Source organism: Chryseobacterium sp. GP-SGM7 (assembly GCF_049166575.1).
In the GTDB taxonomy this organism is placed as follows: Bacteria; Bacteroidota; Bacteroidia; order Flavobacteriales; family Weeksellaceae; genus Chryseobacterium.
The window spans coordinates 559,144-581,331 of sequence record NZ_JBMHFF010000002.1; the positions used below are offsets into that span (position 1 = coordinate 559,144).

16 protein-coding genes, 1 tRNA gene and 1 pseudogene are annotated in these 22,188 nt (G+C 34.9%); 16 read left to right on the plus strand and 2 right to left on the minus strand.

The window, feature by feature from the left end:
* The first annotated feature begins 389 nt into the window (after positions 1-389).
* The 15 genes and pseudogenes from gndA (at position 390) to ACOOWA_RS11355 (ending at position 19,670) form a co-directional block, all read left to right on the plus strand.
* Entirely contained in the window at positions 390-1,808 is a 1,419-nt protein-coding gene (gene gndA, locus ACOOWA_RS11285) for an NADP-dependent phosphogluconate dehydrogenase (RefSeq protein WP_421375307.1), read from the plus strand.
* Between the two features lie 9 nt (positions 1,809-1,817).
* Positions 1,818-3,299 (plus strand): glucose-6-phosphate dehydrogenase, encoded by a 1,482-nt coding sequence (zwf, locus tag ACOOWA_RS11290; RefSeq protein WP_421375309.1) that lies wholly within the window; start codon positions 1,818-1,820, stop codon positions 3,297-3,299.
* 21 nt (positions 3,300-3,320) lie between these two features.
* Positions 3,321-4,031, plus strand: a complete 711-nt coding sequence (gene pgl, locus ACOOWA_RS11295) for a 6-phosphogluconolactonase (protein WP_421375311.1) — start codon at positions 3,321-3,323, stop codon at positions 4,029-4,031.
* A gap of 450 nt (positions 4,032-4,481) precedes the next feature.
* Positions 4,482-8,387, plus strand: a complete 3,906-nt coding sequence (locus ACOOWA_RS11300; RefSeq protein WP_421375312.1) for a PAS domain S-box protein — start codon at positions 4,482-4,484, stop codon at positions 8,385-8,387.
* A 448-nt stretch (positions 8,388-8,835) separates the two neighbouring features.
* On the plus strand, positions 8,836-9,378 hold the full coding sequence (locus ACOOWA_RS11305) for a peptidoglycan-binding protein LysM (protein WP_421375313.1): 543 nt from the start codon (positions 8,836-8,838) through the stop codon (positions 9,376-9,378).
* A 195-nt stretch (positions 9,379-9,573) separates the two neighbouring features.
* Complete coding sequence (locus ACOOWA_RS11310; protein WP_421375314.1) at positions 9,574-10,119, plus strand: peptidoglycan-binding protein LysM; 546 nt, start codon at positions 9,574-9,576, stop codon at positions 10,117-10,119.
* Positions 10,120-10,313: 194 nt separating this feature from the next.
* A complete protein-coding gene (locus tag ACOOWA_RS11315) occupies positions 10,314-10,859 on the plus strand; it encodes a peptidoglycan-binding protein LysM (RefSeq protein WP_421375315.1) in 546 nt (181 codons plus the stop codon).
* A 154-nt stretch (positions 10,860-11,013) separates the two neighbouring features.
* Positions 11,014-11,739: a WxL protein peptidoglycan domain-containing protein gene (locus ACOOWA_RS11320; protein ID WP_421375316.1), complete on the plus strand. Its 726-nt coding sequence runs from the start codon at positions 11,014-11,016 to the stop codon at positions 11,737-11,739.
* A 9-nt stretch (positions 11,740-11,748) separates the two neighbouring features.
* Positions 11,749-14,553, plus strand: coding sequence for a hypothetical protein (locus ACOOWA_RS11325; RefSeq protein WP_421375317.1), 2,805 nt, complete (start codon positions 11,749-11,751; stop codon positions 14,551-14,553).
* Between the two features lie 10 nt (positions 14,554-14,563).
* Positions 14,564-15,997, plus strand: coding sequence for a hypothetical protein (locus ACOOWA_RS11330; RefSeq protein WP_421375318.1), 1,434 nt, complete (start codon positions 14,564-14,566; stop codon positions 15,995-15,997).
* Between the two features lie 454 nt (positions 15,998-16,451).
* Positions 16,452-17,183 carry a sensor histidine kinase gene (locus ACOOWA_RS11335; protein WP_421375319.1) on the plus strand — a complete coding sequence of 244 codons (732 nt, stop codon included), beginning with the start codon at positions 16,452-16,454 and terminating at the stop codon, positions 17,181-17,183.
* On the plus strand, positions 17,180-17,827 hold the full coding sequence (locus ACOOWA_RS11340; RefSeq protein ID WP_421375320.1) for a response regulator: 648 nt from the start codon (positions 17,180-17,182) through the stop codon (positions 17,825-17,827). Before ACOOWA_RS11335 ends, ACOOWA_RS11340 begins: the two co-directional genes overlap by 4 nt.
* 169 nt (positions 17,828-17,996) lie before the next feature.
* Positions 17,997-18,326: pseudogene (locus ACOOWA_RS11345) on the plus strand (hypothetical protein); the annotation flags it as partial.
* Between the two features lie 17 nt (positions 18,327-18,343).
* The gene (locus tag ACOOWA_RS11350) at positions 18,344-18,697 is read left to right on the plus strand and encodes an ISAon1 family transposase N-terminal region protein (protein WP_421375321.1); all 354 of its coding nucleotides are present in this window, start codon (positions 18,344-18,346) and stop codon (positions 18,695-18,697) included.
* 28 nt (positions 18,698-18,725) lie between these two features.
* Entirely contained in the window at positions 18,726-19,670 is a 945-nt protein-coding gene (locus ACOOWA_RS11355; protein WP_421373631.1) for an ISAon1 family transposase, read from the plus strand.
* A gap of 99 nt (positions 19,671-19,769) precedes the next feature.
* Here ACOOWA_RS11355 and ACOOWA_RS11360 read toward each other — a convergent pair.
* Positions 19,770-19,849: transfer RNA gene (locus tag ACOOWA_RS11360), tRNA-Leu, on the minus strand.
* A gap of 78 nt (positions 19,850-19,927) precedes the next feature.
* Positions 19,928-20,695: an MBL fold metallo-hydrolase gene (locus ACOOWA_RS11365; RefSeq protein WP_421375323.1), complete on the minus strand. Its 768-nt coding sequence runs from the start codon at positions 20,693-20,695 to the stop codon at positions 19,928-19,930.
* 54 nt (positions 20,696-20,749) lie between these two features.
* Here ACOOWA_RS11365 and ACOOWA_RS11370 point away from each other — a divergent pair, with 54 nt between their 5' ends.
* The gene (locus tag ACOOWA_RS11370) at positions 20,750-22,177 is read left to right on the plus strand and encodes a TonB-dependent receptor (protein ID WP_421375324.1); all 1,428 of its coding nucleotides are present in this window, start codon (positions 20,750-20,752) and stop codon (positions 22,175-22,177) included.
* Positions 22,178-22,188: the final 11 nt, after the last annotated feature.

Consider the following 22,188-nt stretch of genomic DNA (forward strand, 5'->3'; position numbering starts at 1 on the left):
TGTATTTATGGGAAAATATTAAATAAACTGAAAATCAAAAATTTGCATTTCTTTGATAAGCGAAGCGCCCTTGTTTTACTTTATTTCAGCATAATTTTGAGTTTTTTGTTTAACCTTGCGTTTATTTTATCGCAAAGTAAAACAAGAATTTAAATCAAAAAGCTTTTTTAAAGGTAAACAAAGGCGTTTCACTTACTGAAGTAAAACAAATTTATAAATGCATAACAGGTTTTTATATTATAATTTTCATGCAGGATATTCATTTCTGCACATTTCTTTAGTTGATATTGCCTACCACAACAATTGAAAGAAAAAGCAGGATAATTTTTTTACTGATAGGCATTTCCGTAAATTTGAACCAGTAAAAATAAAATAAATCTTAAGTAAGAATGGAAAAGTATAATTACGGGATCATTGGTCTCGGAGTAATGGGGAGAAATCTGCTTTATAATATTGCTGATAACGGTTTTTCTACAGCAGGATTCGATTTAGACAGCGAAAAAGTAAATGAACTTCACAATGGTGCAACACCTGGAACTAACGTAAAAGGAACAGCATCTTTGAAAGATTTTGTTTCATCTCTGGAAACGCCTAGAAAAATTATTCTAATGGTTCCTGCAGGAAAACCTGTAGATGCCGTTTTGGAAAGTATTGTTCCGCTTCTCAGCCCAAAAGATATCGTAGTTGATGCAGGGAATTCTTATTTTAAAGATACAGAAAGACGTATTGACAGTTTAGCTTCAAAAAATCTTCATTTTATGGGAATGGGAGTTTCTGGAGGTGAACAAGGTGCAAGAAGAGGTCCGAGTATTATGCCGGGTGGTGATTTGGAAGCCTTTAATTTACTGAAGCCAATGTTGGAATTTATTTCAGCTAAAGTGAATGGTGAAGCTTGCACCGCATACATGGGAAAAGGTTCTGCCGGAAATTACGTGAAAATGGTTCACAACGGAATAGAATACGCCATTATGCAGTTGATCAGTGAGGCGTATGATCTTTTGAGAAAAGGAGCAAATCTTAATAATGACCAACTATATCAGGTTTTCAAAAAATGGAATGAAGGCGAAATGAATTCTTTTCTTATTGAAATTACAAGAGATATTTTCCAACAGAAAGATGATTTAACAGATGGTTTTCTTGTCGACCAGATTTTAGATAAAGCTGGAGCAAAAGGAACCGGAAAATGGACTTCCGAGCAAGCAATGGAAATTGGTGTTTCTATTCCCACTATCGATATTGCGGTGACATCAAGAATTTTGTCAGCCTACAAAGAAGAAAGAGTTACGGCGTCTAAATTATATCCTAAAGAAGAAATTACAGCTCCAGAAAACATAGAATTGTTTATCGAAGAAGTGGGTGAAGCATTATTTCTGGCTACATTAATCAGTTATGCACAAGGTTTGGCATTATTGGTAAAAGCTTCAGAAGAATACAAGTTTGAAATTCCTTTAAAAGATGTGGTGAAAATATGGAGAGGCGGTTGTATTATCCGTTCTGTACTCTTAGAGAAATTTTATTTGGCTTACACTCAAGATCCTAATTTATCTAATATTTTATTAAATAAAGAAATTTCTGAAATCGTAAAAAATAAAATTTCTTCACTAAGAAAAACTGCTTCTTATGCTGTGACTAATGGCATTCCAAGTTTGGGACTACAGTCAACTTTAGGATATTTTGATGCTTACACTACAGAATCTCTACCAGTAAATCTAATTCAGGCTCAACGTGATTATTTTGGTGCACATACCTATCAAAGAGTTGATAAAGACGGTGTTTTTCATACTTCATGGCAATCTGTTAACAAATAATCTGGTAAAATGAGCGACAATACAATATTACAACCAACAACAATTGTGATTTTTGGTGCCACTGGAGATTTGGCAAAAAGAAAACTTTTCCCTGCGTTTTATAATTTATATATCGATGGAAGAATGCCGAAAGGCTTCAATATTTTAGCCTTAGGAAGAGCTGAAAATACGGACGAAAAATTCAGAGCTTACGTAAAAGAAAATCTTGAAAGTTTTTCCAGAAAACCTGTTACAGATGAGGATTGGGCAGGTTTCCAAGTTCACATTACCTATTTTCAGCATCAGCTTGATGAAGAAGCTTCATATAAAAATCTCTATGAAAAGCTGGAAAGTTTTGACGAAACTTACGGATCGCGCGGCAACCGACTTTTTTATCTGTCGATTGCACCTAATTTTGTTTCAGTTATTTCAAATCATATCAAAAATACCTCTATTGCTTCAAATCCCGAAAAAGATAGGATCATCATTGAGAAACCTTTTGGTCACGATAAAGAATCTGCAATTGAGCTTAATAATCTGCTTTCAAAAACTTTCAAGGAAGAGCAGATTTACCGTATCGATCATTACTTAGGAAAAGAGACGGTTCAGAATATTTTAGCTTTCCGTTTTGGAAATTCGATTTTTGAACCTTTATGGAATAATAAACACATAGAATCCGTTCAGATTACTGTCGCAGAAGAAGTTGGAGTAGAAACAAGAGCCAGTTTTTATGAACAGACGGGAGCTTTGCGGGATATGATTCAAAATCATTTGTTACAAATTCTTTGTATGGTTGCTATGGAACCGCCTGTTTCTCTCGAATCTGGTGAAATCCGTGATCGTAAGGTTGATGTTCTGAAATCGATTAGAAGAATTTCCCCGGATAGAGTTGATCATTATGCGGTGAGAGGTCAATATGGAAGAGGCGAAGTGGATGGTAAAAAAGTGAATGCATACCGTGAAGAAGAAGGAGTAGATCCCGTTTCTAATACGGAAACATTTGTCGCAATTAAATTTTATCTTGATAACAAAAGATGGGAAAATGTTCCTTTTTATGTACGAACAGGAAAAAGGATGAAAGAAAAACATTCTTACATCACCATTCAGTTTAAACCGCTTCCACATTCCACATTCTCAGAAAGTTCATCGCTTCTCTCTGCTAATAAATTGATTATTAATATTCAGCCATTAATGGATATCAGATTACAATTTATGGCTAAAAAACCTGGTCTTTCCTTAGAATTAAAACCTGTAGAAATGATTTTTGATAATTTCGCCTGTCAAACAGATACGCCTGAAGCTTATGAAACGCTTTTACTAGAGGCACTTGTAGGCGATTTAACATTGTTTATGCGTTCTGATCAGGTGGAGGAAGCCTGGGATGTTGTAAAAACCATTCAGGAAACCTGGGAAAACAGAAAAGATCTGCCATTTCCAAATTATGACGCAGGAAGTTGGGGTCCGGAAGAAAGTAATGCTTTGGTAGAAAGACAAGGCCATCACTGGGTTTAAGATTTAATTAAAAGAAAGAAAATGAATATTACCATATTTGATGATCTGGAAACTCTATATCAAAAGTCGGCAGATACGTTTGTAGAGCTTTCAGAAAAATCGATTAAAAAACACGACAAATTTGTAGTTGCCCTAAGTGGCGGTTCTTCTCCGAAAGCTATTTTCAGCTTACTGGCAACACCGGAATATGCCGGGAAGATAGAGTGGAGCAGGGTTTATTTTTTCTGGGTAGATGAGAGGTGGGTTTCTCTTGATGACGAAAAAAGTAATTACAAAATGACTCTTGAAACGTTACTTAATAAAGTTTCCATCAATGAAAATCAGGTTTTCCCGATGTACAAAGCCGGAATTGAGCCTGAAGATTATGCTAAAGAATATGAAACTCAAATCAGAAATGTTTTGGGAGCAGATGGCATATTCGATTTTATACTTTTAGGAATGGGCGACGACGGTCACACTGCTTCGCTATTTCCGGGCGAAGAGATTCTCCACGAAAAAGATAAATGGGTGGATGCTTTTTATCTGAAACCACAAGAAATGTTTAGAATTACTTTAACTGAACCCATCATTAACAAAGCTGAAAATATATTGATCGTTACTTTCGGTCAGTCTAAAAAACATGCTCTGAATGAGGTTCTGAACGGAGAATACAATCCAGAATTATACCCGCTTCAGTTGATTGAAAAAAGAGATGGTTTTCAGGTTTTTACTGATAAAGAAGCTGGAATTTAAAATTTTAATTTCTTTCGCTGAAGACAGATTTAAACGGGTTAAATGTGTAAGAAATTAAACATTACAAATTTGCCTTATCGTTAATCTCTCAAAGTTTAACATTTGCTCAAGAAAATGATAATGTAATAACATTAAATTTTCCTAAAGAGTGATTTATCCATAAAAAAATAGACTTAGACTATATGATCTAAGTCTATTTTTTTTAAACATACAGCTTTACACAAAGTTAGGAGATATAAAGTAAATATTAAATAATTGTTCGACTTATTCAAAATAATTGTGCGAATGATAGAAGTGCAGATAGGACTTACACTTTTCATGTGTGAAATTTATTTGCGAAATCACTGTTTTTTATGAATTTTTCTAAAGTTAATGATATAGAATGCTATATAATATTTATGAAAATATTATAATGATATTTGTTTATTTTTAAATAATTTAGTTTTTAGTATGTTAAATTATATAATTCCTGATAATGAAGAAGATAGATTGAAAAAATTAGCATTTTTTGATCTTCTGAACTTAGGCAAAGATCCTCAATTCGATGTTTTTGCAGAAACAGCATGTTTAATAGCTGATTGTCCGGCTTCTTTAATTTCAATTATGGAAAGTGAGAAGCAGAATATTCAGAGCTGTATAGGGATGCAAATCGATTCGGTAGAACGCGAAAACACTGTCTGTCAATATTCAATCGCAAGTGGAGAAATTGTAATTATTAATGATACGCTTCTGGATGACAGATCGCGGAAAAATCCATTAATTTTACAGGGAGGAATACGGTTTTATGTAGGAGTACCTTTTTTTGATGAAGAAGGTTTTGCATTAGGCACAATCTGTGTGATTGATTATAAGCCGAGAACTGTAACAGACAGTCAGATTGCAGCACTTAAAAAGCTTTCTGAGGTTATTTCAAAACTTTTAACGTCAAAGAGAAAGACTGTTTATGCGGAATATTTTCAGCAACTATTCAATATATCTAATAATCTAATCTGTGTTTTAGATGACGAATTGAAATTCAAAGATTTTAATCCGGTAGTCGAGAAGATTTTCTCTTTAAAAAAAGATGAAATATTAGGTCGTGGTTTCGATGAGGTTTTTGGTGTACTGAATAACTTGTCTTCGTTAAAAGATTTTACAGAGGCAGCCCAAGAAGTATCTTTTACTACTTCTACAGTAATTGAAGACGGTAATACTGTGATTGTGGAATGGGTATTGAAACCCAATAAAGAACTTTCTGAAATATTCTGTTTTGGAATTAATATTACATCAAAGACGGAGGAAAAGCGTCAGATGGAAAGTTCAGAGCGACGTTTCAGAAGTTTCTTTGAAAACGCCATCGGTTTGATGAGTATGCATGATATGGACGGCAACATACTTGCAGTGAATGAAAAAGGTAGAGAAATGCTGCATTATTCTATAGATGAAGTAAAAAATCTAAATCTTAGAGATCTTGTTCCTGAACATAATCTGCCTTCTTTAAGCCAATATCTTGATCGGATTAACAAAAACAAGGAAGATTTCGGAACAATGATTCTGAAGACAAAAAATGGAATAGAGCAGGTGTGGATGTACCATAATCTTGTAGAGACAGACAAGGAAGGAAAGCCATACATAATAAGCACAGCTTTGAACGTTACCGAAAGAATGACCTTAGAAAAAGATCTGATTCGCACAAAAAAAATGCTCGAACAGACAAGTTCTGTAGCTCAAGTTGGTGGTTGGGAAGTAAATTTGAAAAAAAACACCGTATTCTGGTCACAAAGTACAAAAGAAATTCATAAAGTTAGCCACGACTTCCAGCCTGATTTAGAAAATGCTATTGGCTTTTATACAGAAGATAGCAGAGAAAAAGTTAAATTTTTATTTAACAGAGCGATAACAGAAGGGGTTTCGTATGATGATGAATTTCAGTTACTTCGTAATGACGGGGTTACAATCTGGGTAAGGGTTAAGGCTATTCCGGAATTTGAAGATGGTCTTTGTACCCGAGTTTTCGGTATTATTCAGGATATTGATGCTTTCAAAAATATGTTCCTTGATATTGCAAAAAAAGAAGCAATGATGCAGTCTTTTGTAACATATGTTCCCATTGCTGTTGCGATGTTTGATAAAGATCTTAATTACATTTCTGTGAGCAGCAAATGGAAAGATGAATTCAATATGGATGCAAAGGACGTTATCGGAAAGAACCTTTTTGTGGTGTCTCCGAACATCCCTGAAGAAAGAAAAGAAATTTATCATGCTGCTTTGCAGGGAAAAACGTACATCAATGAGGATTTTGAGATTCAGATTGATGGTAAAAAAGAGATTCAGCATTTAGATCTTAAAGTGGGACCGTGGTATCTTTCAGATAATGAAATCGGAGGGGTTATTGTCTCTGTACAGGATATCAGTAATGCTGTAAAAATAAATGAAGAACTTAAAAATGCAAAAAAAATGGCTGATATTGCCAGTAAAGCAAAATCAGAGTTCCTTGCAAATATGAGCCATGAAATCCGTACTCCTCTCAATGGAGTGATTGGCTTTTCCGATCTCCTTCTAAAAACTCCTCTCAATGATATTCAGACGCAATACCTTAATTATATAAATGAATCAGGAGAAAACCTTCTGAATATTATTAATGACATTCTTGATTTTTCTAAAATAGAGTCTGGTAAAATGGAACTTTTAATAGATAAAAGTGATGTTTATGATATGGTGAGCCAGGTAATTAACGTTATTCTTTATCAGTCTCAGAAAAAAAATATAGAACTGCTGCTTAATATAGAGCCCGGACTTCCAAAAACTTTACTGCTGGATGAATCCAGATTAAAGCAAATCCTTATCAATCTTCTTGGTAATGCCGTAAAATTTACAGAAAAAGGGGAAATTGAACTTAAAGTGGAAAAACTCCGTATTGATAATGAGAATATCGTTCTGCGGTTTTCAGTAAGAGATACAGGAATAGGTATACCCGTCGACAAGCAGAAACATATTTTTGATGCTTTCACTCAGGAAAACAGTTCTATAAGTAAGAAGTATGGGGGCACTGGTCTTGGACTTACCATATCAAACAATATTCTTGGATACATGGGAAGTCATTTGTCCTTAAATAGTGTGCCTGAGAATGGATCTGTCTTTTTCTTCGACATTGAAATTCCTTATGAAATATCTGATTTAAAAGAAGATGACAATCTGACTATAAAAAAAGTTCTTGTGGTGGATGATAACGAGGCAAATAGAATCATTCTTCAGCATATGCTTACCTATAAAAATATAGAGTCTACATTAGCTGCCAACGGAATGGAAGCCTTACAGATTCTGCTTAAAGGTGAGCGTTTCGATGCAATATTGATGGATTATCATATGCCGGTAATTTCCGGTCTGGAAACAGTTGCCAAAATCAGAGATTTATTTAATGAAAAAAATGAGACTTCCCCGCTTGTAATTCTCCATACTTCTTCGGAGGAACATGATGTCATTAATTCTTTCCGCAAAGAAGATGACTCCTATTTTCTTCTTAAACCTATTAAATCTAATGATCTTTATAGAACACTCAGACGTGTCTCGCAAAATACTGTTTCGGAAGTTGCTGCTTCTAAACATTCGGATAAAAATAAGTTTTCTTTTATGAAAGGACTTGAGGTACTCTTAGTAGACGATAATCCGGTAAATATGGTTTTGAATAATCGGATGATGAAATCTCTTGCGCCTGATGTACATCTTACCGAAGCGGTTAACGGTTTAGAGGCTCTAGAAGAATGTAAGAAAAAAGAGTTCTCTATTATTCTTATGGATGTTCAGATGCCAGTAATGAATGGTATTGAAGCTACGAAGAACATTCGTCTTTTACCAGGATATGAAAATATACCCATTATTGGAGTGACGGCAGGAAACGTGTTAGGAGAAAAAGAGAGATGTCTGGAATCCGGAATGGATGATTTTCTGCCAAAACCTTTAAGGCAGGCAGATCTTTCAGAAATGCTCAAAAAATATATTGCTATTGAACATGATATAGATGATGACGGCCAGGAAGAAATCGTAACTGAGAAATATATCAGCTTGGATGTACTTAAAGAACAGATCGGTGATGATGAAGATTTCAAAAAAATATTTTTAAATCTTGTCACTAAAGAACTTACTGAAACAAAGGATAATATTGTTAGTTCAGCCGCACTAAAAGATGCAGTTGCCGCCAAAATGATTCTTCATAAACTTAAGGGCACTGCTGGAACTGCCGGTCTTTTCAGACTGTCCGACTGTGCATTGAAATGGGAGAAAAAAGCTGATGAAAGTTTAGATTTTTCAGATATGGAGAAAGAAATAAATGTAGAGATAACAATAGCATTAGACATCATAAAAAATTTAATAAAATAAAAATTAAAAGCTGTCCTCAACAGTAAAAAAGCTGTTAAAGTCTTAAAAAAAATAATTACCGACTCATGATGCCATTTCCTTCATGCATTAGCTGTACCTTGATGAAAGAAGATGTATTGTTTTACTTATATTGAATGGTTTAATAATTTAATCTTAAATCACATTATATCATCAAAATTTATCTATATACTTTAATGTACAAAGTTCTTAATAGATAGGGATTTAATCCTGCATTGCATTCAAACCTATTTGAAGTGAAAGATCATAATAACAGCTATTTAGACCAGAAATAATATAGCATCGACTTTCATACTTTAATTATTTAATTTCAATAAAGGTCTTGTTTATATCAGATAATGTTATTATTTTTGATTTCAATGAGATTTGGTAGTATAATTGATCTTTTAATAAAAAGGATTTATTATAGTTACTTCAAATAGGACCAATCATGAAAAAACAAATCACAATCGCAACGCTTTCTTTGGGAGTAATCGCTCTGGGAAGCACTAAAATTCTGGCACAAAATTCTGCACAGGTCAATACTTCTGTAAATATTATTTTGGCAGATATTATTTCAATGGATGTTGGAACTGCTTCTTCGGGAGATTTTGTAAATTTCAATTATGTGAATACAGCAGATTATAACTCTTCAAAAAATGTCACGGTACCGAATAGTTTAGTCATCAATTCCTCCAAAAATTTCGATGTAAAAGTAAAATCCGAAGGTGCTAATTTCATAAGTGGTGCAAATGCTATTCCTGTAAATGTATTACAGGTAAAAGCAGTACCCGGAGGAAGTGTAGTGGGAACTATGAATGAGATCACTTTATCTACAGACGATCAGGTTTTGGTAAGTAACGCCAGATTAGGCGCAAAACAAACTTTAAATATAGCTTATTCTATTTCTGCAGAAAAAGCATCAAAGATACTTCTGGGAAAACCTACAGGAAATTATACACAAACAGTAACTTATACTGCTACAGCACTTTAATTAAAGCAAATAAGAACTTTACGAAAAGTCCTTAACATTATATATGTTGAGGACTTTTTTATTTGAAATGATACGTGTAGTTATTTTACTACATGAACTTCCATTTTTAACTACAAAGAAAATTTTATCGGTGCTGTAGATTTGCAGTGTTCAAAAGAAACAATTAACATAAAATAAAAATTAAATATTACTGTCATGAAAAAACAAATTGTAATCTCAGCCTTAACTTTCGGAGCAATCATATTAGGAACTAACGCTGTTCAAGCACAGAACACTACTGCAACCACAACCGTAAACATTACATTGAGTGATGTGATCTCTATTGATGCGGGCAGTACTGCAATTGCTGGTGCAGTTGCCTTCAACTATGCTACGGCAGCAGAGTATAATTCTGCACAAACTGTTGCTCAGGCCAACGCTTTGAAAATAACATCAACTAAAGCTTTTAATGTAAATGTAAAAGCAGGTGGTGCGAATTTTATCAATGGAACCAATTTAATACCTGTAGATGTTTTAACAATTAAGGCTGCTGCTGCTTCCGGAACAATGGGCGGAACAAAAAACACTGTTGTTTTATCTGCAACTAACCAGCTTCTTGTTGCGAACGCTCCGCTAGGAAGTGCTTTAACACTTAATTTGGATTACACCATTCCTGCTGCAGAATCGTCTTCTGCTAAAATCTTAGGTAAACCAGCCGGAACTTACACGCAAACGGTAACCTACACTGCGACAGCTTTATAATAAAAACACATCAATTATATATATGCCTTCAATACTTAGAAAGTATTGAGGGCTTTTTTTTAAACAAATCAGTAATACGTGTAGTTATTTTACTACAACAACTTCCATTTTAGACTACAAATAAACTTTTAGAACTGCTGTAGATTTGTAGTGTTCAAAAGAAAAGAATTAAATAAAAATTAAATATTACTATCATGAAAAAACAAATCGTAATCTCAGCCTTAACTTTCGGAGCAATCATTTTAGGAACTAATGCTGTACAGGCACAGAACACTACTGCAACCACTACAGTAAACATTACTCTGAATGATGTGATCTCTATTGATGCGGGAAGTACTGCAATTACCGGTGCAGTTGCCTTTAACTATGTTACTGCATCAGATTATAATTCTGAGAAAACTGTTGCTCAGGCAAATGCACTGAAAGTGACTTCTACAAAGAGCTTTGATGTAAAAGTAAAAGCAGGTGGTGCAAATTTCGTCAATGGATCTAACTTAATTCCTGTAGATGTTTTAACCATTAAAGCTGCTACAGCTGCCGGAACAATGGGAGGAACAAAAAGCGCTGTTGTTTTATCTGCAACGGATCAGACTTTAGTGGCAAATGCTCCGCTTGGAAGTGCTTTAACGCTAAATTTAGATTATACAATTCCTGCTGCACAATCATCTTCTTCTAAAATTCTGGGAAAACCAGCCGGAACATATACGCAGACAGTAACTTATACGGCGACCGCTTTATAATAAAATTTTTAGGTTTGTAAGGGTTCCTTTAGCTACGTTTTCAGTAGTTTTGGGAATCTTTTATATTTAAACAATTTACACCATGCGCAAGTTTATTCATTTTTTCATTTTCTTTATCCTGGCAGAATCTTTATTTTCGGCACAAAGTATATCTATGTCGCCTACGCGTTTGTTTTTTACAGGCAACCCGGGAGAAAAAGTCACACAGACCGTTACTCTTCAGAACAGCTCAGACAAAGATTATGTCTTTAATCTAAACTATAAAGATTGGATGAGAGATGAAAACGGAAATAAAGTTTATCTTGATGCAGGAAGTTCAAAAAATTCCAATGCCACTTGGGTGTCCACTTTAGAAAGCTCTGTCACAGTTCCTGCAAAAAGTACAAAAGAGGTTGCAGTAACCATGCAGATTCCGGCAAATGCATCGAAGTCTGCGGTTACAAACAGCATGCTGTTTTTCACACAACTTCCACAGCAGGCAGATCAGGCGCGCGCTCAAAATGGGATTGGTATTATCACATTATTTGAAGTTGGATTACATATTTTTTATACACCATCTGGAAACCAAATAAAAAGTCTTGATATTACCAATATTGCAGAGATTTCTACAGAGAATTCAGGAAACAGAAAAGTTGCAGTAAGTATCCATAATGACGGAAACACCATCAATGATGCTACTGTTGAATTTGAGCTGACCAATACAGACAATGGTAGTGAAATAAAATTATCCGCAATTTCAATCTCCATGCTTCCCAATAGCAATCAAGTCGTTCAATTCTCTTTACCGGACAACCTTTCAGGAAACTTTCTTGGGGTGGCTATTATCAAAATGGCGGGATCTAATGATTTGCGCGTGGGAGAAAAAAACTTCAAATTTTAAAATTAAGTCTTGAAGCCACAAAATAGAATGCCGATATTATTTCTTAGGAGAACAATCTTACTTTTAGCATTTGTTCTTCTAAACTCTTCATTTGCATTTGCTCAGGAAAAGAAAGATATCAAAATCTATTTTGAAAATGACAGTGTTGCTGTTGAAAAAGGCTCTACTTTCACTAATTTTCTGGTGGTTGAGAATAAAAGTTCTGAAGTAATTACCATCCAGAATATCATACCCGGGGAGATGTATCCGGGATTGCTTTTTTATCCTAAAAATGGTTTCACCTTAGATGCAGGACAGTCTAAAAAACTTCCTGTGAAACTGATTGCCAATCTGGATTTTATGAAACTAAAATCCAACGAAATTAAATTTCAGTTTTCTTATAACACTCCAAGCGTCACCGGCACTGATAATGCCTCCTTTTTCGTTGTAAAAGGAGAAAACAAAAACATCGCAATTTACACGGAGACTTACGAAAATTTTATTAATCCTAATACGCCAGACTCTTCAATTCTGCTGATGGTAGAGAATCAGGGTTACAGTAAACGAGCTATTAAGATTGATCTGCAATCTATTCCTGATGGTTTGGAAATAATGCCCAAACAACAGACTGTCACTTTGGAGGGTTTGGAAAAACAAACAGTCGAGATCAAAATTGTGATCAGAAAACACAATACGCTTTTTCCGGAATTTAATATCAATGCGATAGCTACAGATCTACTTAATAATGAAATTGTGGGGAGCAACACACTCCATTTATTAATATTGTCAAACAACAGACAAATTGCCAGAGGAAACGAATCTGTAAGCGGAACTCATTTTGCGGAAATGAGCTACAACCAAAACAGTTCAGGTTTTAATTTTCTTCAAATGAGAGGAAATACAGTGTTTCGGGTTTCCGAAAATGTAAATTCGCGCATCAATATCGGTGCAGATTACTTTATGGAAGGCAGTCGTTATAATCTGTATGATACCTGGTTGGAACTGGAAAGAAAAAATTCGGCATTACGCTTGGGAAATATTAACAGCAGTGATTATGAGTACCCGGTTTTCGGAAGAGGCGGGAAGTTTTCCACCAAATTTGGCAATGATAAACAGCTGGAAATACTTGCACTGGAAAATAATTACAACCTTTACGGTACTTATTTCCAGCAAGCACAGGGATCTACCATTCTGGGTACAAAATATAATTTTGGTAATGTTAAATCTTTCAGTGGAAAAATATCTTATATCTTCGATCATGATCCGCGCTTAAATGTAGATACACAGTTGGTGAATGCGGTAACATCATTTTTAATCAATGATAAAAACAAAATAAGAACGGAGGTGGGGCTGAGTGATGAAAAAGGACTTTCGAACGGAGATGAAAACACAGGAGCTTTAATGGGAGCAAGCTACGAAGGGAAAATAGGGAAGTGGGATTTACAATCCATTAATTCCTATGCTACCAAAAGTTATGCGGGGATCAAGAGAGGGTCTTTTTTTTCAAATCAACGGATTGGCCGCCAATTTTCTGCATCTCAGGGTGCATTTGTACAATATCAGAATTCACAGGTTGACCCTGAGTTCCTGAGTTACCAAAGTACACCCATTCAATCTGAGCTAACTTCTAATTTGCGCTATTATTTTAACAGTACTGAAATATTATCATCAGGGTATCTGTTTTCCGCAAAGAATTGGAATTTCCTAATTTCTCCGAAGATTGAAAATCAAAAAACAGGCACTTTTTATACATCGCAGGAACTATTTTCTTACCGTATGGAAGCCAACATTAGTGCTGCAATAGGTGCCCACGGATTCAACCTGATGGCAGAATATTCTTATTCAAAAGAAAACAATAAAGCAGATTGGTTCAACAGTCTGAAAACTACTTTATCTTACAGATATAAATCATTCTCCCTCAACGGAACAGCGCAATGGAACGCAACCAATGTTTTTGATTTAAATTCATATTATAATACAGACCGCAATTTTGCCAACTATAATTTTTACGCATCATATAATTTTCAGATGATAAATAGTAGCCTGACTGGATCTTTGTCGGCCGGAACTTTTTATTCTGAGCTTTATAAAAATTTAAACAGTAACATTACCGGTAATCTGGAATATAAGATTTCTCCTTCCTGGTCTACCACAGGTTATTTCAATCTTTCCGGCTATAAATCTACTGCTGAATATACGAGCAGCGGCAGTTACTATCAGTTCAGAGTGGGAATTAAAAAATATTTTACTGCAGCCACGGCTCTGGGAAATCATAAAGTGACGTTTCAGTTCTTTGAAGATAAAAATTTCAATGGACTTCTGGATTCCGGCGAAAGCGTATTTGCTGATGAAATTGTAAAACTTAACAGTTATGTAGCAATGACGGATAAAAACGGAAAAGTAGTTTTTCAGAACGTTCCCGAAGGTATTTACACACTAAAGGTGAACGAAAATGCAGGTGCGCGATTGATGATGGATCCTGTAATTATGGTTAAGAATAACATCAACCGCAAAGTTAGCTTGGTAAAAAACATCAGGGTCAGTGGGAAATTAAAAGAAATTAAACAAGCTTACGATGTTTTGGAAACAGATGTAACCGGTATTGTTGTATATGCAAAAAGTGAAGATGGTGTAATTTATACTGCTGTGGTCAACCAAAAAAACGAGTTTGAGTTTTTTCTTAAAGACGGCAAATATGATGTGTATATTGAAAATGATAAATACAGCTACATAAAACCCACCCAAACCATTCAAGTGACAAAAGAAGGTTATACAGAACCCGTAATTTTTGAATATAAGAAGAAAGACACTACCATTAAGGTGAAAAAGTTTTAAATTTAGAGTTATGAGAACGAAGAAGTTTTTTTTAATAGGAATTTTAACAGTTTGCTTTGGATCATCAGTAGTGAAAGCTCAGGATATTTACCTTACCATCCCGGAAAATAATATTTTTAGCAGGGTTGAATTTACCTCAGTGCCTACAAGGGTAATGACGAACGCCAACAGAACAAACTGGGACTATGTTTTTTTTGGATTTAGCCCGATAGCTCCTACATTTACCTCCACGTCCGGATCAACGTTTACGCACTCATCTTCACTGTTTAATCTACCCAATTCTGTTCTGCTTTGGCAGTTAGAAAGTATGGGAGGACAGTTGCCATATACAGGACTTTCTGGTTCTTTACCGGGATTTCAGCTCTTCAGTACGAGTTCTACAAAATGGTTTGAACCGCCAACGACCAGTCTTGGAGGAGGATTCAGCAGGGGAAATATCAATTTTATATTTAAAATTCCTGCCTCACAATTTTCTGGCAATGCTTTTAGAGCAGGGAATTATTCAATGGATATTATTCAGAATTATAATGATTTCACACCACGTAATTTTAAAACAATTTTAGTCATTCCTCAGTCGATACGATGGATCACAACTTCTTTAACAAAATATATAGAGATATCTTCTCTGAACGACTACCGAAGTACGAGTACAAGGGTTTGGGATTTGGGGAATACAGAAATCGCTCATACGGTCGATTTTAATCTTTGGGCAAAAACTGCTGCCAATACTGTTCAGTTCACTTCATCTAAAGGAGTTTCCTCTACCAGAAATATAGCCAGTATTAAATTGGGAAGTAACGGATCTGCTCTTACAACAAAATCATTATCAGCGAGTTTTCAGAATTTTTCTGCTAGTAACTTTAATGTTGTATCGGGAAACAGAAGCATCTTCAATCCAGAGCTTTATGTGTCAGCGGATGATTTTAAGAATTATTTTTTTGAAGCAGGAACTTATACTTTTGAGTTGAATCTCAATACAAGAAGTACAGATAATTCAATTAATAGTCTGCAGAATACAGCTGTACAGATAAAAGTGCTTCCACGCTCGGAGATTACAATCCCAAGTTCCGGGCGAAATGTAAACTTTAATTTTAATACTGCAGCCCAGTATAACAATGGTCAGTCCCAAATAATTCCCAACCAGATCACATTATCCAACAATGAGAGTTTTGAACTCTATGTAAAATCAGACGAGAATTATTTCAAAAAAAGTGGCCTCCAAACAAATATCAATTCCAACATATTACAAATTGGTATCGATGGAAGTTCTGTTAATGTACCCTTGTCCAAAACTCCCCAAAAAATACTATTTGACGGTACACCCGTCTTAGACCGGCAACTCAACGTAAGATATACCGTAGCGCCTGCTGATGCACAAAGTTTAATAGGTAAGGAAAATAGCACATATTCTATCAATCTTTATTACAGCTTCACGGCGATCTGATGAGTTTTGAAAATAAAAAATGGGGTATCTAAAGTAAGTATCGACGAAACAAAAATTTTGATTGCTGAAGATAATACTGTTAATTTGCTTTCGCTAAACCTATCTAAAGGAAATTATTCCGCAGATTTTATTAATTAAGGCAAAAAATGGAGTAGAAGCAGTGGAATAGTATAAAAAAAGAAAGTCGAAATCATATTTTTATGAATATTCAAATGTCTCAGTTATAAATTATATTGATGCAACACCAAAGATAAGAGCGACGGAAAAATATTGAAATTCCCATATTGTAAAAATGACGGGGGCAGTGTTCAAGGCGAAAAGTAAAATTTATACAAGCCGAAATATCGCACTTATTAATTGAATATTTTGTTGAAACAACCTCTGTTAGATTTAATTAAGATATGTTTGGTAAATAAAAATTTTCAGGTAAAAGTTTTATAAATATTCTCATACGATGAAGGATCTTATCAAAGAACTACATAAAAAGATAGAAAAACAGGAAAAGGAAATCAATTTCAAAAACGGACTGATCTCAATATTGTCTCATGATTCAAAAGAAATGTTCGGAAATTTTCTGTGGCTAATAGAAGCGTTAGAAGAAAAAACAATCAGCGAAGAAGATTTTTATAAGCTGTTGCAGCACGTAAAAAAAGATGCCCGGAAAAACCTGCGAACCATTCAGGATAGCACAACATGGTTAAAAACACAATACGGTGATTTTAAAATTAAACCTGTGAAAATTTTGGTGATGGATCTTTTTGCTTATTTAGAAGAAAAATACACCACAATATTAAAAGAAAAAAACATTGAATTTTTTTTTAAAGGAGATCAAAATGCATTTCTTACAACCGATCACCTGTTGCTAGAATATGTACTGGATAAAATTCTTAACAATGCGATAAAGTACTCTTTGCCCGGAAAGGAAGTTCATTTACAGTGCGTTAAAGCAGACGGTCAGGTCGTGCTTTCTGTTATAGATTTCGGAACGGGAATAGATGAAAAATATTTATCTACGATCTATACATATGAAAATCCAGTTTTTGAAGGTACTGCGGGAGAAAAAGGTGTAGGATTAAGTTTGAAAATTGTAAAAAATTTCATATCCTTGATGCAGGGAAATATCGACATCATATCTTCTGAAAAAGGAACTGCTGTTTCCCTATTTTTACCAAATTTTAGTGAATGAAGGCTTTAAAACAAAATGTACGTATTGTTGTAGCAGATGATCACGGTATCGTCCGGATGGGTTTGATTCAAACGGTTAAAAGGCTCAAGCCGGAAGCTATTATCTTAGAAGTAGAAGATTATAAATCATTGTACAAAATAATTCAGAAAGAAGAATTAGACCTGGCTATTATGGATGTTAATATGCCTAACGGTACTGTTCAGGAAGCAATAGATTACATAAAAATTCACCAGCCAGATTTAAAAATTCTTATATTTTCTTCACAGGATGAGGATGTGTATGGGATGCGGTATCTTAAGATGGGTTCCGGAGGTTTTCTAAGCAAGCAGAGTTCCACTGAAATAATAGAAGCTGCCTTGACATCAATGTTCACAAAAGGTCGATACATCAGTGACAATGTTAAAGAAGCGATTTTATCAGAATCATTAAGTGGCTCGACAAAAAATTCTCCTTTTGAAATGCTCTCAGACCGCGAATTGCAGATTGCCAATAAGCTTGCGGAAGGTCTTTCCCTTAAGGAAATTTCTAATCAGTTTAATCTCCATTCATCTACGATCAGTACATATAAAAACAGACTATTTGAGAAGCTTAAGATACGATCTATACCAGAACTGGTAGAGATACTTAGGTTGTATAATAATTAAATTTTTTATTTCTCCTTTTGTTATCCCAAGTAATTGTATAATTTTGTCTTTTCATCAAAATCTGATGAAAACTATAGGTCTAAAAAATAAGTAATCGCACCAGAACAAAATATAAGCTTTTACTTTAAATATGGATTATTCGTGCATTTGTTCGGAAGTTAAATAAAGTTTTTTATCTTCGGAATTTCAGATTGACTTATTCAAATATGCTCACATAGAATTAGAAACTCCTGAGAGAATCAATCAAAAAAATTACAAACCTCAATTTTACTTTCAAAAACGAAAGAGGATTGAAACATTTTCCAGCTTTGTGCTCAATTTATGATCAGACGTAATTCCGCAAAGACTTTTGAGGGATTCAAAACTTGATTATTAGCTAGCGTAATGGCTCTAACCATTGTGTGATTTATTAACAAAGTATGTTTCAAACGGAAATATTAATAACTTAAAAAAGATTAATAAAAAATGGATCAATCACAAAACCTGGGGAGCAAAATAAAATAATAACTTTGTTATATGTTAAACAATGCCGAACTTTTTAAATTATTTTTACCGGAACTCTTGATTGAACATTTTGAGATTGTGAAATTTGAAGAGGAAAATAAAATTCTCCATATTTATTTTGAAGAGAAAAATACAGCTCCCAAAGAGTTTTCCACACTCATTTTGCAGTCAAAAGGATTTGTTCCTGAAATTACGGCAGATGATTTTCCTCTCCGCGGAAAAACCGTAAAACTCCATATTAAACGCAGAAGATGGACGGAAACAAAAACCGGAAAGATTATTCAGAGAGACTGGAATCTTATTGCCAATGGAACGCGCATGACACAGGATTTTGCCGAGTTCTTAAAAAAAATCAGCCGATACTAAAGCACTTCCCTGCAAAACAATTGGCGAGATGTATGGCGTGGATGGTAAGAAATTCCAAAGGCAGTATAAACAAAGCCTCAGCAATTTTAACGATTGGGAACAAAAACCGCATGCTGAAGAACAGATTCTTTATCCTGAAAATATCTCATCACAGCTCTCCATTGACGAAGTAGCACTTTCCGAGGGTGAACTCTACACCGTTTTAACCTCAAAAAAGGCAAAAGGCAGAAAAGGATGTCTTGTTGCTGTTATCAGGGGAACAAAAAGTGAAACCGTCATTGAACATCTTTTAAAATTAAGTAGAAAAACACGAATGAAAGTTAAAGAAATCACTCTTGATATGGCAGGTTCAATGAAGCTGATTGCTAAAAGATGTTTTCCGGCTGCAACGCAGGTTATAGACCGTTTCCACGTTCAGAAGCTTGCCACCGAAGCGCTGCAGGAGATAAGAATAAAACACCGCTGGGAAGCTATTGAGCTGGAAAATGAGCTTTTGGAAAGATCTAAAGAAAAAGAAGTAAAAACAGAAATTGAAATTTTCAGCAATGGCGATACCAGAAAACAGCTTTTGGCAAGAAGCAGATACCTCTTATACAAAAGCAAAGAGAAATGGACTCTGGAACAAACTCACAGAGCGGAAATTTTATTTTATCAGTATCCCGATTTGGAAAAAGCATACAGTCTGTCTGATGGACTTCGCAAAATTTACAATCAAAATATCACGAAATCGGTGGCGATGCTCAAGCTGGCGCACTGGTTCAAGAACGCTGAGGAATCCGGATTTAAATCTTTCAACACCTTAATGAAAACAATAATGCTAAACTATAATGGTATTCTAAATTACTTTAATGCACGCAGTACAAATGCTTCAGCAGAATCTTTCAATGCAAAAATTAAAAACTTCAGATTACAGCTGCGAGGCGTAAGGGATAAATCGTTTTTCCTATTCAGATTATATAAACTTTTTGCTTAGTCCCCAAGTTTTGAGATTGAGCCATAAAAAATGGCAACCCTTTTGACTACCTTGAAAAGCAAAAACCTCTGAAAATCAAATGATTTCAGAGGTTTTTTGTACCCAGGACCGGGATCGAACCGGTACTCCTAAGAACTGGTGTTTGAGACCAGCGCGTCTACCAATTCCGCCACCTGGGCAAGTGCTATTATGCTGTAAATCGGTGTGCAAATATAGAAACTTTTTTACTATTTAAAAACTTTTTGTGAATTTTTTCTTTAAAAAATTATTTCCAGACCATCGTAAGCAAGGCGGATTCCCGGTGGAAGTTGTTTATCTTCAATATCATGCAACCCGAAGTGATGGCTGAGATGTGTTAAAAATAATTTCTTAGGCTTAAGTTCTTCACGTAATTTTATGACATCCGGCAACACAAAATGGGCAGGATGGGGATCAAATTTCCGAATGCAGTTCAAAATTAGAACATCCAAACCGTTTAGTTTTTCTTTTTCGGCATCAGAAATAAAACCCGCATCAGTAATGTAAGCAAGATTTTTAAATCGATATCCCAAAACAGAAATTTTATAATGTATAACTTCAATCGGAGTAATTTCGGTATCTAAAACAGTAAAAACTTCTTTATCAATCTCGTGAAGATCAAAAGCCGGCGCTCCTGGATATCTTATATCTGCAAAAGCGTAAGGAAAACGGTTTTTTACTTCATGTCCGACTCTTGAAAGGCAATAAATCGGCATATTCTCACCACTTTTAAAAATCAAAGGGCGCATATCATCCAAACCAATCACATGATCGTTATGTTCATGAGTCAGAAGGGTAATATCTATATGATCTTCTTTATTAAGAAGCATTTGTTGCCTGAAATCTGGTCCGCAATCGATAAGGATTTTTCGGTTTTCATCGGTCGTAACCATCGCTGAAGCCCTGAAACGACTGTCTTTTGGATTTTGTGAAGTACATACCTCGCAAGTGCAGCCAATTACGGGTACACCCTGAGAAGTTCCGGTTCCTAAAAATTTCAACTTCATTTTCTTTTGAGGTTGTTTTAATTTTGGTAAATTTACGAAAAATTTAATGTCCTAATGTATCAGAAATTAACTCCTAAACAAAAAGCATTAACAATCAATCTAGATCCTACCATCTATGGTACTTTCGCAGAGATTGGAGCAGGGCAGGAAACTGTTCGACATTTTTTTAGAGCAGGGGGGGCTTCCGGTACAATTGCTAAGGCAATGTCTGCTTACGACAAAGATTTTAGTGATGCCATCTACGGAAAAGAGATTAAAAACAGGTATGTTACCCAAAACAGACTTCGCAAAATGCTTCGCTACGAGGTGGCGCTTATTGAGGAAAGAATTTCCAGAGACAACAATCCCGGTAGAAAGTATTTTTCTTATGCAAATACCGTTACTACGATTAATTTTGATAAAACTGTAAAAGGTCACGGTTGGGTAGGAATTCGTTTTCAGGTGAAAGAAAATGAAGATTATAACGAGGTCGTGATCCACGTTAAATTCAAAGAAAATGATGCTACTTTACAGCAGGAAACGCTTGGAAATCTTGGTGTGAATCTTATTTTCGGGGCATATTATTATTACGACAACCCGAGAAGATTGATAGAGTCTCTTTACGATGATATTGCAAAAGATAGTCTTGAAATCGATATGATTGATTTTAACGGGCCGGCTTTTGAATACGTTGATAACCGATTGATGTCTTTACAGCTCGTGAAAAATAATATGACCGATGCTGTAATTTTTAATGCGGAAGGGAATAATATGCTTCCTGCGGATATTCTATACAAGAAAAATATTTTTGCAGTAAGAGGTAGTTTCAGGCCGGTCACAAAAGTAAATATCGATATGCTTCGAAATGGGATAGATATGTTTTTAAAAGACGCTATCTGTACCCAGGAAGAAACAGAAATTCTTATTGAAATTACCATCTCAAACCTTCGTGCAGACGGAGATATTGATGAAAGAGATTTCTTAGACAGAGTAGACGTTTTGGGGAAATTGGGCTATACAGTTATTATTTCAAACTTCTCAGAATATTACAGATTGATTGATTATTTCTCTCATTACACAAATGGTGACATCGGCGTCGCAATGGGCGTGAATAACATGTTGATGGTATTTGATGAGAAATATTATAAAGATCTTTCAGGAGGAATTTTGGAAGCTTTCGGTAAGTTTTTCAGAAACGGCATGAGGGTTTACCTTTATCCTTATAAAGATCCCGAAACTCACGAACTATTAGATTCCTCAAACTTAAAAGTAGAAGAGAATCTGAAAGAATTATACAAGTATTTCAAACTCAATAATCGTATTGTAGATATCACCAATTACAATCCTGAGTTTTTGGAGATTTATTCCAGAGAAATTTTAAGAAAAATTGCGTGCAATATGAGTGGTTGGGAAAACCAGGTTCCGGAAGGAGTGGCAGAAATGATAAAAGAAAGAGCAATGTTCGGTTTTAAAAACGAACTGTCTCTAAAACAATTTTCATAAAAATTATTACA

Bases quoted from the DNA above. Each gene is read 5' to 3' on its own strand.
- gndA (WP_421375307.1), top strand. From the start codon at position 390: ATGGAAAAGTATAATTACGGGATCATTGGTCTCGGAGTAATGGGGAGA.
- zwf (WP_421375309.1), top strand. From the start codon at position 1,818: ATGAGCGACAATACAATATTACAACCAACAACAATTGTGATTTTTGGT.
- pgl (WP_421375311.1), top strand. From the start codon at position 3,321: ATGAATATTACCATATTTGATGATCTGGAAACTCTATATCAAAAGTCG.
- ACOOWA_RS11300 (WP_421375312.1), top strand. From the start codon at position 4,482: ATGTTAAATTATATAATTCCTGATAATGAAGAAGATAGATTGAAAAAA.
- ACOOWA_RS11305 (WP_421375313.1), top strand. From the start codon at position 8,836: ATGAAAAAACAAATCACAATCGCAACGCTTTCTTTGGGAGTAATCGCT.
- ACOOWA_RS11310 (WP_421375314.1), top strand. From the start codon at position 9,574: ATGAAAAAACAAATTGTAATCTCAGCCTTAACTTTCGGAGCAATCATA.
- ACOOWA_RS11315 (WP_421375315.1), top strand. From the start codon at position 10,314: ATGAAAAAACAAATCGTAATCTCAGCCTTAACTTTCGGAGCAATCATT.
- ACOOWA_RS11320 (WP_421375316.1), top strand. From the start codon at position 11,014: ATGTCGCCTACGCGTTTGTTTTTTACAGGCAACCCGGGAGAAAAAGTC.
- ACOOWA_RS11330 (WP_421375318.1), top strand. From the start codon at position 14,564: ATGAGAACGAAGAAGTTTTTTTTAATAGGAATTTTAACAGTTTGCTTT.
- ACOOWA_RS11335 (WP_421375319.1), top strand. From the start codon at position 16,452: ATGAAGGATCTTATCAAAGAACTACATAAAAAGATAGAAAAACAGGAA.
- ACOOWA_RS11340 (WP_421375320.1), top strand. From the start codon at position 17,180: ATGAAGGCTTTAAAACAAAATGTACGTATTGTTGTAGCAGATGATCAC.
- ACOOWA_RS11350 (WP_421375321.1), top strand. From the start codon at position 18,344: ATGTTAAACAATGCCGAACTTTTTAAATTATTTTTACCGGAACTCTTG.
- ACOOWA_RS11355 (WP_421373631.1), top strand. From the start codon at position 18,726: ATGTATGGCGTGGATGGTAAGAAATTCCAAAGGCAGTATAAACAAAGC.
- ACOOWA_RS11365 (WP_421375323.1), bottom strand. From the start codon at position 20,695: ATGAAGTTGAAATTTTTAGGAACCGGAACTTCTCAGGGTGTACCCGTA.
- ACOOWA_RS11370 (WP_421375324.1), top strand. From the start codon at position 20,750: ATGTATCAGAAATTAACTCCTAAACAAAAAGCATTAACAATCAATCTA.